10 protein-coding genes are annotated in these 12,930 nt (G+C 72.5%); 6 read left to right on the forward strand and 4 right to left on the reverse strand.

The genetic code is table 11. The features are described from left to right. Positions 1-40: 40 nt before the first annotated feature. Positions 41-1,393, reverse strand: a complete 1,353-nt coding sequence (gabT, locus tag Plo01_RS35260; RefSeq protein ID WP_203895113.1) for a 4-aminobutyrate--2-oxoglutarate transaminase — start codon at positions 1,391-1,393, stop codon at positions 41-43. Between the two features lie 91 nt (positions 1,394-1,484). Between gabT and Plo01_RS35265 the strand changes: the two genes are divergently transcribed. Then, entirely contained in the window at positions 1,485-2,957 is a 1,473-nt protein-coding gene (locus Plo01_RS35265; RefSeq protein WP_373871756.1) for a PucR family transcriptional regulator, read from the forward strand. Between the two features lie 10 nt (positions 2,958-2,967). Here the strand turns inward: Plo01_RS35265 and Plo01_RS35270 are convergent, their stop codons facing one another. Next, complete coding sequence (locus Plo01_RS35270) at positions 2,968-3,615, reverse strand: TetR/AcrR family transcriptional regulator (protein WP_203895114.1); 648 nt, start codon at positions 3,613-3,615, stop codon at positions 2,968-2,970. Positions 3,616-3,830: 215 nt separating this feature from the next. Between Plo01_RS35270 and Plo01_RS35275 the strand changes: the two genes are divergently transcribed. Beyond that, a complete protein-coding gene (locus tag Plo01_RS35275) occupies positions 3,831-5,258 on the forward strand; it encodes an aldehyde dehydrogenase family protein (protein ID WP_203895115.1) in 1,428 nt (475 codons plus the stop codon). Between the two features lie 160 nt (positions 5,259-5,418). Here Plo01_RS35275 and Plo01_RS35280 read toward each other — a convergent pair whose 3' ends face one another. Both Plo01_RS35280 and Plo01_RS35285 read right to left on the reverse strand, forming a co-directional pair. Then, complete coding sequence (locus Plo01_RS35280) at positions 5,419-6,483, reverse strand: trypsin-like serine peptidase (protein ID WP_203895116.1); 1,065 nt, start codon at positions 6,481-6,483, stop codon at positions 5,419-5,421. A gap of 53 nt (positions 6,484-6,536) precedes the next feature. Then, the gene (locus Plo01_RS35285) at positions 6,537-7,577 is read right to left on the reverse strand and encodes a trypsin-like serine peptidase (RefSeq protein ID WP_203895117.1); all 1,041 of its coding nucleotides are present in this window, start codon (positions 7,575-7,577) and stop codon (positions 6,537-6,539) included. 184 nt (positions 7,578-7,761) lie between these two features. Between Plo01_RS35285 and dxr the strand changes: the two genes are divergently transcribed. The 4 genes from dxr to Plo01_RS35305 all read left to right on the forward strand — a co-directional run bounded on the left by dxr (position 7,762) and on the right by Plo01_RS35305 (position 12,851). Next, the gene (gene dxr, locus Plo01_RS35290; RefSeq protein WP_373871757.1) at positions 7,762-8,946 is read left to right on the forward strand and encodes a 1-deoxy-D-xylulose-5-phosphate reductoisomerase; all 1,185 of its coding nucleotides are present in this window, start codon (positions 7,762-7,764) and stop codon (positions 8,944-8,946) included. 35 nt (positions 8,947-8,981) lie between these two features. Then, positions 8,982-10,151 (forward strand): flavodoxin-dependent (E)-4-hydroxy-3-methylbut-2-enyl-diphosphate synthase, encoded by a 1,170-nt coding sequence (ispG, locus tag Plo01_RS35295; protein WP_203895119.1) that lies wholly within the window; start codon positions 8,982-8,984, stop codon positions 10,149-10,151. 152 nt (positions 10,152-10,303) lie between these two features. Next, the gene (locus Plo01_RS35300) at positions 10,304-11,902 is read left to right on the forward strand and encodes an alpha/beta hydrolase (RefSeq protein ID WP_203895120.1); all 1,599 of its coding nucleotides are present in this window, start codon (positions 10,304-10,306) and stop codon (positions 11,900-11,902) included. A gap of 106 nt (positions 11,903-12,008) precedes the next feature. After that, a complete protein-coding gene (locus Plo01_RS35305) occupies positions 12,009-12,851 on the forward strand; it encodes a GNAT family N-acetyltransferase (RefSeq protein WP_203895176.1) in 843 nt (280 codons plus the stop codon). Positions 12,852-12,930: the final 79 nt, after the last annotated feature.

The following is a 12,930-nucleotide window of genomic DNA, read 5'->3' on the forward strand; positions in this document are numbered from 1 at the left end:
CGCTCGGAAACCGTCCGGCGATCACCCGCAGGCGTAAACCTCAGATCTCGCTGATGACCTTCTCCAGGATCGTCAAGCCCTCTTCCAGGAGGTGGTCAGGCATGACCAGCGACGGCAGGAAGCGCAGGACGTTGCCGTAGGTGCCGGCGGTCAGCACCAGCAGGCCCTCGGCGTGGCACCTCCTGGCGATCTCACCGGCGGCCGTGGGGTGCGGCTCCTTGGTCCCGGGGACGACCAGCTCGATGGCGATCATCGCGCCGCGGCCGCGCACGTCGCCCACGATCGGGGCCTTCTCCGCGATGGCGCGCAGGCGCGGGAGCATGACCTCGCCGATGCGGCGGGCCTTGCCGACCAGGTCCTCGGCCTCGATCGTCTCCAGGACGCCGAGCGCCGCCTCGCAGGCGAGCGGGTTGCCGCCGTAGGTGCCGCCCAGGCCGCCGACGTGGACCTTGTCGAGGATCTCGGCGCGGCCGGTGACGGCCGCCAGCGGCAGGCCGCCGGCGATGCCCTTGGCGGTGACGATGATGTCGGGGACGACGCCCTCGTCCTCGCAGGCGAACAGGTCGCCGGTGCGGGCGAAGCCGGTCTGCACCTCGTCGGCGATGAAGACGATCCCGTTGGCCGCGCAGAACTCGGCGATCCTCGGCAGGAAGCCCTTGGCCGGCTCGATGAAGCCGCCCTCGCCCGCGATCGGCTCGATCACCACCGCCGCCACGTTCTCGGCGCCGATCTGCTTGTTGATCTGGTCGATCGCCTGGGCCGCGGCCTCCTCGGCGCAGTTCTCCGGGCCCGTCGGCCAGCGGAACGGGTAGGCCAGCGGCACCCGGTAGACCTCGGGGGCGAACGGGCCGAAGCGGTGCTTGTACGGCATGTTCTTGGCCGTCAGCGACATCGTCAGCAGGGTCCGGCCGTGGTAGCCGTGGTCGAAGACGACGACGGCCTGGCGGCCGGTGGCGTGCCGGGCGACCTTGACCGCGTTCTCCACGGCCTCGGCGCCGCTGTTGAGCAGGAAAGTGCGCTTCTCGTGGTCGCCGGGGGTGATCTCGTTGAGCTTCTCGGCGACCTGCACGTACGACTCGTACGGCGTGACCATGAAGCAGGTGTGCGTGAAGTTCGCCACCTGCCGCTGGACCCGCTCGACCACGCGCGGCGCGGAGTTGCCCGCGTTGGTCACCGCGATGCCCGAGCCGAAGTCGATCAGGGAGTTGCCGTCGGCGTCGACGACGACACCGCCACCGGCGTGCGTCACGAAGACCGGCAGTGTGGTGCCGATGCCCGGCGGGACGGCGGCCTGCTTGCGGGCGAACATCTCGCGGGACTTCGGCCCGGGGATCTCGGTGACGACGCGGCGCTCCTGCGGGAGGGACGGGCCGCCCTGGGTGACGGTGCTCATGCTGTGACGGTATGTCGGGCATGCCGTGATGCCGATGATGCACTATGGCAAAATCGCAGGGAGCGCTCTGGCCGTAACGTACAAACCGGGGGTGGTTGTGGCGCCGACGCTCCGCACCGTCGTGCGGCGGCTGCCGTTCGGGCTCGCCGTCCTGGCCGGGCAGGAGGCGCTCGACCGGCCGGTGCGCTGGGTCGCGGTCAGCGAGCTGGAGGACCCCACCCCGTTCCTGGAGGGGGGCGAGCTCGTTCTCACCACGGGGATGCGCCTGGCCGGGGCGAACGCCGCGCCGTACGTCGAGCGCCTGGTCGCCCGGGGGATCGCCGGGCTGGGGTTCGGCGTCGGGCTGGGCCACGAGGCCATCCCCGGCGAGCTGCTGGACGCCGCCGCCCGGGCCGGGCTCCCGCTCCTGGAGGTGCCGCGCGAGACCCCGTTCGTCGCGATCGGCAAGGCGGTCAGCGACCTGCTGGCCGCCGAGCAGTACGAGGAGATCACCCGGGCCTTCGCCGCGCAGGGCCGTCTCACCCGCGCGGCGCTCCGCCCCGAGGGGCCGCGGGCGGTGATCGACCGGCTGGCCCGGGAGCTCGGCGGCTGGGCGGCGCTGCTCGACGAGGCGGGAGCCGTACGGCACGCGGCGGGCCGGGGCGCGGACGCCGTCGCCGGCGTCCTGCCCGAGCTCGGCCGGCTCCGGGGCCGCTCCCCGGGCGGCGCCCCCGCCAGCCTCGCGCTCTCCACCCCGGGGGAGCACGTCGTCGTCCAGCCCTTCGGCGCCCCCCGGGCCAGGGGCTTCTTCGCGGTCGGGCTCGGCAAGCCCTTCACGCCGGTCGAGCACACCGTGGTCAACGCGGCCGGGTCCCTGCTCACCCTGGTCCTGGAGCACGGCCGCGAGAACCTCGCCGCCGAGCGCAGGGTGCGTTCGGCGGTGCTCCGGCTGCTGCTCGCGGGCGAGATGGAGGCGGGACGGCAGGTGCTGGAGCTGCTGGGGGACCGGCTCCCCGACGGCCCGCTGACGGTGCTGGCCGCCGGAGGCGATCCCGAGGCGGTGCTGGAGGCCGCGGGGGAGGAGTTCGCCGCGGTGGCCGACGGCCGGGTGGTCGCCGTCGTGCCCGCGGCGCGGGCGGACGCCGTCGCCGCGGCCCTCGCCGGGCACGGCCCGGTCGGCGTCGGCGCCCCGGCGGCCCCGGAGGAACTGCGGACGGGGTTCGCCCAGGCCGACCGCGCGCTCGCCGCGGCCCGCCGCGGGGCCGAGCCCGTCATGCGATTCTCCGACCTCGCCGGTCAGGGCCTGCTCGCCCTGCTGGACGCCGAGGCGGCCGAGGCGTTCTCCGCGGCGCTGCTCGCCCCCCTGCGGGAGTACGGCTCCCGCGCGGACCTGCTGGAATCGCTCCGCGCCTACCTGGCGTGCAACGGGCACTGGGACGCCGCGGCCCAGCGGCTCGGCGTGCACCGGCACACCCTGCGCTACCGCATGCGCCGCGTCGCCGAGATCCTGGGCCGCGACCTCGACGACCCGGCGGCCCGCGCCGAGCTCTGGGTGGCGCTGAACGTGGGGGACGAGACCGCATAGGGGGCCGGCCTCAGAGCCGGGCGGCCGTCTCCCTGCCCTCCTCCGTCAGGTAGCGGTAGATGACGGCGTGGGTGACGCCCTCGTAGGCGCGCCCGTCGCGCAGGTGCCCGGCACGTTCCAGACTGATCGCGCCCTGGGCCGCGGCCCACAGGGAGTCGGCGATCTTCCTGGGCTGCGTGGGGATGAGGTACCCCGCCGAGATGCAGTCGGAGATCACCCGGTCGAAGATGTTGAGCGCGGCCCGGGCCAGCGTCCTGGCCCGCTCGCTGGGCGTGAAGCCGGGGATCGCCTTCTCGAACATCAGCCCGTAGTAGCCGGGCTCGGCCAGCGCGGCCTCCCGGTAGGCGGGGCCGAGGGCGGTGAGGTGCTCCAGGGCGTTCTTCCTCGGGGGCACGGTGTCCAGCCGGCGCCGGAACCGCTCGAAACCCTCCAGGTAGAGCGCCTCCGCCAGGCCCTCCTTGCTGCCGAACATGGTGTAGATGACGGTCGTCGAGCACCCGGCCTCGGCCGCGATGCGCCGCATCGACAGGCTCTCCGGTCCGACGGTGACCAGGAGCTGGCTGGCCACGTCGAGGAGGCGGGCGCGGAGCTCGTCGTAGCCGGCGCGCTCGCCGAGCAGGTAGGCGCCCTGCAGTCCGAGCGGCGCCGGGGAGGTCATGGGGACGCTCCTTTCCGCTCGGGGGTGGCCACCCGAGAGACGTAGCCAGGGTGAAGATCCTTCAAACCGCTGTACGCATAAATATCCTGAAAAGATCCTGATTTCGTTACATAAGCAGGTGGTAGACACTTTTATGCGGATCGTCGAGCGGGGGTGACGGTCTTGTGCGGAGTGGAGTAAGGCCGGGCCCGGGCGGGTGACATACGGTCGAAGGCATGGACGTGCGCCCCTTCTGGCTCGCCGGCCGCCCCGCGACCGGGGACGCCGAGCTCACCGTGACCAACTCCCATGACGGCCGCGTCGTCGGCGTCTGCTCCGTGCCCACCCCCGGCCAGGTCGAGGAGGCCGTCGCCGCGGCGGACGCCGTGCGGAAGGAGGCCGCCGCGCTCCCGATCCACGTGCGGGCGGAGGCCCTCGCGCACGTCTCGCGCCGCCTGGCCGAGCGCGCCGACGAGATCGCCCACCTCATCATGGAGGAGAACGGCAAGCCCCTCTTCTGGGCCCGCGGCGAGGTCAACCGCGCGATCTCCACCTTCCGGTTCGCCGCCGAGGAGACCCGCCGCCTCAGCGGCGAGGCCCTGCGCCTGGACACCGAGCCCGCCGCGGCCGGCCGCCTCGCCTATGTCTCGCGCGTCCCGCACGGCCCGATCCTGGCGATCACGCCGTTCAACTTCCCGCTCAACCTGGTCGCCCACAAGGTCGCCCCGGCCGTCGCCGTCGGCGCGCCGGTCATCGTCAAGCCCGCCCCCGCGACCCCGATCTCCGCCCTGGTGCTCGGTGAGATCCTCGCCGAGACGGACCTGCCCGCCGGCATGTTCTCCGTGCTCCCGGTGCCCAACGACCGCGCCGCCGCGCTGGTGGCCGACCCCCGCCTCCCGGTGGTCTCCTTCACCGGCTCCGGCCCGGTCGGCTACGCCATCATGGACCAGGTGCCGCGCAAGCACGTCACCCTGGAACTCGGCGGCAACGCCGCCGCGGTCGTCCTCGCCGACGCCGACCTCGACTGGGCCGCCTCCCGGGTGGCGCTGTTCTCCAACTACCAGGCGGGCCAGAGCTGCATCGCGGTCCAGCGGGTCATCGTCGAGGAGTCCGTGCGCGAGGACTTCCTGGCCAAGCTCGTCCCGGCCGTCGAGGCCCTGGTGACCGGCGACCCGGCCGACGAGAAGACCCAGGTCGGCCCGCTCGTCTCGGTCGAGGCCGCCGAGCGCGTCGAGCAGTGGGTCAACGAGGCCGTCGCGGCCGGCGCCCGCGTCCTGACCGGCGGCGCCCGCGACGGCGCCACCGTCACCCCGACCGTCCTGGCCGACGTGCCCGCCGACGCCAAGGTCTCCTGCGAGGAGGTCTTCGGCCCCGTCATGATCGTCCAGACCGTCTCCGGCCCCGACGAGGCCTTCGCCGCGGTCAACGCCTCGAAGTACGGCCTGCAGGCCGGCGTGTTCACCCGCAACCTCGACCTCGCCTTCCGCGCCAACCGCGAACTCGAGGTCGGCGGCGTGATCATCGGCGACGTCCCGTCCTACCGCGCCGACCAGATGCCCTACGGCGGCGTCAAGGACTCCGGCGTCGGCCGCGAGGGCATCCGCTCCGCCATCGCCGACTACACCTACGAGAAGGTCATGGTCCTCACCGGCCTGTCCCTGTAGTACGGCGCGGGCTGCGCCGTACGGCGCTCGTGGGTACGGCGCGGGCTGCGCCGATACGGCGCGCCATCACCCCACCCGCTGCCACCGATGGGCTTATCCCTCGTGGCGCCGGTACGGCGAGCCGCCGCACGAACGTGACCGGTGCCGTAGGCGCAACCCGCTATGCGTTCTGGGCGGTGGCGTAGAGGTTCTTGGCGATGTCGCCGAAGTAGGGGCCGTACATCGTGCCCTGGTCGTTGCTGTATTTGAAGCTGCTCACCGAGGTGACGGTGCCGCGGCCGGTGGAGGGGTCGAAGCCGGTGAACCAGGGGCCGCCGCTGGATCCGGCGGTCATGCCGCAGGGCAGGCCCTGGTTGCGGGTCTGGTCGTGGGGGTCCTGGCGGAGCGGGCCGGCGCAGTAGATCAGATGCTCGCCGTTGTAGGGAGGGTCCACGGGGAAGCCGAAGCCGTAGGTGTGGCGACCCCGGGGCGAGCCGAAGGCGATCTCCTGGAAGCCGACGGCCTCCGTCAGGTGCGCGCCGTCGCGCGCGTTGAGCGCGACCATGCCGATGTCGTGGCTGTCGTCCGCGCTGCTCGACCACGGGCCCGCGACGAACATGCGGCGGGCGGTGAACTGCCCGTACGGCTGGCGGCCCTGGTCGTAGCCGGGAACGAAGGTCCAGTTGTCCGCCCAGGCGCCGGTGCCGTCCTTGACGCAGTGCCCGGCGGTGACCACGAGGTCCTTGTTGGCGCTCCTGACCGAGCTCGCCGAGCACACGAAGTCGACGCCGTTGAGGGTGAGGAACACGCGGCCGGTGGTCCTGCCCACCAGCCCGCCTGCGGTCCAGCGGGATCCGCTGGTGGACGTGCCGGGCCCGGCGGCCGCGGGCCGGCGCTCCGGGGCGGCCGGGGCCTTCCGGGAGCCCGGGGCGCCCGATCCGCCGGGGGCGTCCGGGCGCCGGAGCGTCCCGGTCACCGTTCCGAGCAGGTCGATCGGGAGAGCCCGGGCCATCCGCACGGGGGTCCAGTAGTCGAGCACACGGCGCTGCTCCGCCGCGCTGCGGGCGGCCGCGTGCTCGACGACGGGGGTCTCGCCGGATCCCGGCGCGGCCGTGAGTGACTGGACCGCCCGGGCGGCGGCGGCAGCCCGGCCCGGATGCTCCGTGACCGTCGCGCCGGTCGGTGAGACACCCGCCAGCCCGGTGACGAGCGAGGCGACCGCAAACAGGACGAGGCTCGAAGTCATAGGAGCCGAGTGTGCACTACCAGATGTGTTCTTGCTGCTACTTTCGGTGAATTCTACGGCGTGTCGGTGCGCTGCGCGGCGTCGTAGACGGCGCGGGCCTCGGAGCCGAAGTAGGGGCCGAACATCCAGTTGGCGGCGAAGTTGTACTTGAAGCTGTTCACCGAGTTCTGCGTGCCCAGCCCGGTGCTCTCGTTGAAGTTGAGGAACCAGGGGCCGCCGCTCGATCCGCCGGTCATGTTGCAGCTCAGGCCGAGGTCGCGGCTGAGCAGGAAGTCGTCGAAGGCCCGCCCGCTGCAGTAGATCAGCCTGGAGCCGTCGTACGGGCCGGCCGCGGGGTAGCCGAAGGCGTGCATCTGCTGGCGCCGCGCCTGGTTGAAGGCGACGCCCTGGCCGCCGACCACGTCGGTCAGCCGCTGGCCGTTCAGCGGGGCCACCACGGCGGCGGCGACGTCGTAGTTGATGTCCTCGGAGTTGTTCCACTGGGGGGTGGTGTAGAGGGTGGTGGCCACCCACGTGCCGTACGGCCGGTTGCCGTTGTCGTAGCCGGGCACGAAGACCCAGTTGCCGTGGAAGGAGCCGCCCATCTTCACGCAGTGCCCCGCGGTGATCACGGTGCTCTTGTTCTCGCTGGTCACGGCATTGGCGGAGCAGGAGGCGTTTCTGCCCTGGTAGGTGAAGAACACCCGGCCGGCGGTCTTGGTGATCGCTCCGCCGCGCGTCCAGGGGGATCCGGAGGTGGCGCGGGCCGCGGCGGCCTCGGCCTGGAGGGGGGTGACGGCGTCGCCGCTCGCGGTCGTCGCGGGGATCGAGACGGGGCGGGCCGCGGTCTGGGCGGCGAGCGTCTCGGCGGTGAGGCGGATGCCTTCCTTCTTCGGGGCGAGACTGTCGAGTGGCTGGGCGGCCTCCATCTTGGCCTCGGTCCAGTAGCGCTGGACGACGCGCTGCTCGCTTGCGGTGTCGGCGGCCTCCTTCTCGGCGGGCTGCGGGGTGGCGGGCGCCACGGCGGCGGTGTCGCCGTACGCGATCGTCGCGGGCAGCAGGGCGCTTCCGACGGCGAGGGTGAGAATGGGGACCAGGCGTGCCTTGCGGCGCATGTATACCTCCCGAAACCTGATGCTGACTCGGGAAGCTAGTGCGCTGGATGTCCGCATTTCTCAAGATTTGCAACTATTGATATAGCAAGATTCGGGCGTAAATAACGTTTTTTATCCCCCGTTTCGTAGGTAACGGATTTCCATGCCGATTCGACATGTCCGCGGCGGCCGGGAGAATGGGACGGTGCAGCCAGACATCACTCGCTCCGTCGTCCTGCTCGGCTCGACCGGCTCCGTCGGCACCCAGTCCCTCGACGTCATCGCCCGCGACCCCGGGGGCCTCCGGGTCGTCGCCCTCGCCGCCGGAGGCGGCCGGATCGACCTGCTGGCCCGCCAGACGGCCGAGTTCCGGCCCGAGGCCGTGGCCGTGGCCGATCCGGCGGCCGTGCCGGCGCTCAAGGAGGCCCTGGCCGTGCACGGCGTGACGGCGAAGATCCTCGCGGGCCCCGAGGGGGTCGCCGAGGCGGCGGCCTGGCCGTGCGACATCGTGCTCAACGGCGTCACCGGGGCCCTCGGGCTGACCTCGACGCTGGCCGCGCTGGAGGCGGGACGCACGCTCGCCCTCGCCAACAAGGAGTCCCTGATCGTCGGCGGGCCGCTGGTCAAGCGCCTGGCCGAGCCGGGGCAGCTGATCCCGGTCGACTCCGAGCACTCCGCGCTCGCCCAGTGCCTGTGGGCCGCCGGACCGGCCGGGCCGGACGCGTCGGCCGTACGGAAACTGGTCGTCACGGCGAGCGGCGGGCCCTTCCGCGGCCGGTCCCGCGCGGAGCTGGAGAACGTCACACCCGAGCAGGCCCTGGCCCACCCCACCTGGTCGATGGGGCCGGTCATCACGGTGAATTCCGCCACACTCGTCAACAAGGGCCTGGAGGTCATCGAGGCCCACCTGCTCTTCGACATCGGCTTCGACCGGATCGACGTCGTGGTCCACCCGCAGTCGATCATCCACTCGATGGTGGAGTTCGTCGACGGCTCGACCATCGCCCAGGCCAGTCCGCCCGACATGCGGCTGCCGATCGCGCTGGCCCTCGGCTGGCCGGGCCGGATCCCCGGCGCCGCCTCCGCCGTCGACTGGACGAAGGCCCACACGTGGACCTTCGAGCCGCTCGACGACGAGGCGTTCCCCTCCGTCGCGCTCGCCCGCCACGTCGGCTCCGCGGGCGGCACGGCTCCGGCCGTCTACAACGCCGCCAACGAGGTGTGCGTGGACGCCTTCCTGGCCGGACGGCTGCCGTTCCTCGGCATCGTGGACACCGTGGCCGCGGTCGTCGCCGAGCACGACGTCACCGGGGCGGGCTCGGTCGAGGAGGTCCTGGCGGCCGACGCGTGGGCGCGGGCGCGGGCACGCGAGCTCACCGCGACTACCTAGACTGGACGCGTCGTCGACTCTTCAAAGGGCTGAAAATGACTTCTGTTGCTCTCGGGATCCCCTCGGTCAGGACCAAGCCGATCGCCGAGCGACGCCGTTCCCGCCAGATCATGGTCGGCTCCGTCCCGGTGGGCGGTGACGCGCCGGTCTCGGTGCAGTCCATGACCACCACGGTCACCGCCGACGTCAACGCCACGCTCCAGCAGATCGCCGCGCTGACCGCGTCCGGCTGCCAGATCGTCCGGGTGGCGGTGCCGTCCCAGGACGACGCCGAGGCGCTGCCGATCATCGCGAAGAAGTCGCAGATCCCGGTGATCGCCGACATCCACTTCCAGCCGAAGTACGTCTTCGCCGCGATCGAGGCGGGCTGCGCGGCGGTCCGGGTCAACCCGGGCAACATCAAGAAGTTCGACGACAAGGTCGGCGAGATCGCCAAGGCCGCCGCCGACCACGGGGTGCCGATCCGGATCGGCGTCAACGCCGGCTCGCTCGACCCGCGCCTGCTGCAGAAGTACGGCAAGGCGACCCCCGAGGCGCTGGTGGAGTCGGCGCTGTGGGAGTGCTCGCTCTTCGAGGAGCACGGCTTCCGGGACATCAAGATCTCGGTCAAGCACAACGACCCGGTCGTGATGATCCAGGCGTACCGGCTGCTCGCGCAGAAGTGCGACTACCCGCTGCACCTGGGCGTCACCGAGGCCGGTCCGGCCTTCCAGGGCACCATCAAGTCCGCCGTGGCCTTCGGCGCGCTGCTGGCCGAGGGCATCGGCGACACCATCCGCGTCTCGCTGTCGGCCCCGCCGGTGGAGGAGATCAAGGTCGGCATCGGCATCCTGGAGTCGCTGGGCCTGCGCGAGCGCGGCCTGGAGATCGTCTCCTGCCCGTCGTGCGGCCGGGCCCAGGTCGACGTCTACACCCTGGCCGAGCAGGTGCAGGCCGGCCTGGAGGGGCTGAAGGTCCCGCTCCGGGTGGCGGTCATGGGCTGCGTGGTCAACGGCCCCGGCGAGGCCCGCGAGGCCGACCTCGGCGTCGCCTCCGGCAACGGCAAGGGCCAGATCTTCGTCAAGGGCGAGGTCATCAAGACCGTGCCCGAGTCGCAGATCGTGGAGACCCTGATCGAGGAGGCCCTGCGCCTGGCCGAGGAGATGGGCGTCGAGGTCGACCTGGACGACGCCGACGCCCCCGGCCCCGAGGTCGTCGTCCGCTGACCCCCGCGCGGGCGGATCCGCCCCCGCCGCGGGCACTCTTATTACAGAGAGCAATCAGTTGACTACACATTGGTAAGCGTCTGGCCGGGCGGCCGTGGCCGCGAGGCCGCCCGGGGGACCATCTCCTCTGCCGGATGAGGAGAGGGAGTCCAGTGAAGAGGGTCGTCGGGGTCGTCACGGGAGCCATGCTGCTCGCCGCCACCGCCGGAGCGCCGCCGCAGGCGGTCGCCCGCACCCACCACGACGGTTTGACGTGGGGGCCCTGCGAGACGGGGGACGGCCGGGCCGGCGACACCACGCTCGTGCCCTCCGACCGGGTGGTGGAGTGCGCCACGCTCCGGGTGCCGCTCGACTACCGCGAGCCGTACCAGACCATCTCCATCGCGCTGAACCGGATCAAGGGGACGGCCTCCCGCGACCGCGACCACCTGGGCGCGCTGCTGGTCAACCCCGGGGGGCCGGGCGCCTCCGGGCTGCTCATGGCCCAGTACGTCGCGGCGAAGCTCCCCGCCCGGCTGGCCGAGCGCTTCGACGTGATCGGCTTCGACCCGCGCGGGGTGGGCCGCAGCGAGCCGGCGCTGCGGTGCGCGGACCCGGCCGAGCACTACGCCGCCCCGCGTCCCGACAACGTGCCGAGGAACGCCCAAGAGGAGTCCGTCCTGCTCGACCGCGCCCGCCGGTACGCCGACGCGTGCGCGATGCGGTGGAGCTGGCTGCTGCCCCACGTGACCACCGAGAACACCGCCCGGGACATGGACCGGATCAGGCAGGCGCTGGGCGAGGAGAAGATCAGCTTCCTGGGCTACTCCTACGGCACCTACCTCGGCTCGGTCTACGCGACGCTCTTCCCCGGCCGCGTCAAGCGCCTCGTCCTGGACAGCGCGGTCGACCCCCGCCACGTCTGGTACGAGTCCAACCTCCGCCAGAACGCCGCCTTCGACCGGCGGCACCGCGACTTCCTGCGGTGGACGGCGCGGCACAACGACGTCTACCGGCTGGGCAAGACCGGCCGGGAGGTCTCCTTCGCGTGGTACTCCACCCGGCAGCGCCTGCGCGCCCGTCCCGCCGGGGGCGTGATCGGCCCCAGCGAGTTCGACGACGTCTACACCGTCGGCGGCTACTCCGACACGGTCTGGCCGCAGCTGGCCCAGGCCCTCTCGGCCTACGTGCGCAGAGGCGACGCGGAGCCCCTGGTGAGCGCCCACCGCCGCTACGCCGCGGGCGACGCCGAGGAGGAGAACGGCTACGCCGTCTACCTCGCGGTGCAGTGCGGCGAGGCCCACTGGCCGCGTGACTGGCGGCGGTGGAAGGCGGACACGACCGCGATCCACGCCCGCAGTCCCTTCATGGCCTGGTCGAACACCTGGTTCAACGCGCCGTGCGGATTCTGGTCCGGGCGGGGCGCCACCCCGGTGCCCATCCGGAACGACCGCAGGCTCCCGCCCGCCCTGATCATCCAGTCCCGGTGGGACGCCGCCACCCCCTACCCCGGGGCGCTGGAGCTGCGCCGGGTCTTCGCCCGCTCCCGCATGGTGACCGAGCCCGGCGGCAACCACGGCGTCTCCCTCGCCGGGAACGCGTGCGTGGACCGGCACCTGGCCGCCTATCTCAGGGACGGCGTCGTGCCCGGTCCGGCCCGCCGCGCCCCGAGCGGGCCCGACGCGCGCTGCGCCACCACTCCCGCGCCCCAGCCCGCCGAGCCCGTACGGCAGGCCGCGCGCATGCCGGCATCTCCCGGACTGGGGAGATGAGGGACCCCTCGCACCGATCGCCACGTGACGCCCCGTGTGACGTTGTGTGTCGGTCTCTGCGTCGGTTCCTGCCAAAATCGAGGAGGTCGCGTAGGCTGGGCCCGTGATGCTGCGCACAACGGCGTCGCGCGTACTCGACGACAACGACCGTGACGAGGTTCTGGCGCTTCTCGACGCCGACCCCGTCGCCAATGTCTTCGTCGCCTCCAGGGTCCGGTCCGTCGGGCTCAATCCGGCCCGGCTCGGCGGCCAGATGTGGGGATTCGGGTCACGCGGGACCCTGACATCCCTCTGTTACTCCGGGGCCAACCTGGTTCCGGTGAACGCCGGTCCCGAGGCGGTGCACGCCTTCGCCGACCGGGCGCGCCGGCAGGGCCGCCGCTGCTCCTCGGTCGTCGGTCCGATCGACGCGGTCGAGCTGCTCTGGGAGCGGCTGGAGCCGCACTGGGGGCCGGCCCGCGCCGTCCGCTGGGCCCAGCCCGTCATGGCCACCTCGGCGTATTCGCCGATCCCGTACGACCCGCTGGTGCGGCGGGTGCGGATGGAGGACTTCGAGACCGTCCTGCCGGCCTGCGTGGCGATGTTCACCGAGGAGGTGGGCGTCTCCCCGGAGGCGGGCGACGGCGGAGCGCTCTACCGCTCGCGGGTCGCCGAGCTGATCAGGATCGGCCGCTCCTACGCCCGGATCGACGACGGCACCGTGGTCTTCAAGGCCGAGATCGGCGCGGTCACCCCGCTGGCCTGCCAGATCCAGGGCGTCTGGGTCCACCCCGACCTGCGCGGCCGGGGCCACGCGGCGGCCGGGATGGCCGCGGTGGTCCGGCAGGCGCTCGACTGCTTCGCCCCGACGGTCACGCTGTACGTCAACGACTACAACGCCCCGGCCAGGGCCGCCTACCGCAGGGCGGGTTTCAAAGAGGTCGACACCTTCATGTCGGTGCTCTTCTGACCCGGTCCCGCGGTTCTGACCCGGTCCCGCGGTTCTGACCCGGTCCCGCGGTTCTGACCCGGTCCCGTGGTGCGGCGGC

It is taken from the genome of Planobispora longispora (assembly GCF_016863135.1).
In the GTDB taxonomy this organism is placed as follows: domain Bacteria; phylum Actinomycetota; class Actinomycetes; order Streptosporangiales; family Streptosporangiaceae; genus Planobispora; species Planobispora longispora.

Excerpts from the sequence above, each read along its gene's own strand:
- gabT (WP_203895113.1), bottom strand. The coding sequence starts at position 1,393 with ATGAGCACCGTCACCCAGGGCGGCCCGTCCCTCCCGCAGGAGCGCCGC.
- Plo01_RS35270 (WP_203895114.1), bottom strand. The coding sequence starts at position 3,615 with ATGACCTCCCCGGCGCCGCTCGGACTGCAGGGCGCCTACCTGCTCGGC.
- Plo01_RS35275 (WP_203895115.1), top strand. The coding sequence starts at position 3,831 with ATGGACGTGCGCCCCTTCTGGCTCGCCGGCCGCCCCGCGACCGGGGAC.
- Plo01_RS35280 (WP_203895116.1), bottom strand. The coding sequence starts at position 6,483 with ATGACTTCGAGCCTCGTCCTGTTTGCGGTCGCCTCGCTCGTCACCGGG.
- Plo01_RS35285 (WP_203895117.1), bottom strand. The coding sequence starts at position 7,577 with ATGCGCCGCAAGGCACGCCTGGTCCCCATTCTCACCCTCGCCGTCGGA.
- ispG (WP_203895119.1), top strand. The coding sequence starts at position 8,982 with ATGACTTCTGTTGCTCTCGGGATCCCCTCGGTCAGGACCAAGCCGATC.
- Plo01_RS35305 (WP_203895176.1), top strand. The coding sequence starts at position 12,009 with ATGCTGCGCACAACGGCGTCGCGCGTACTCGACGACAACGACCGTGAC.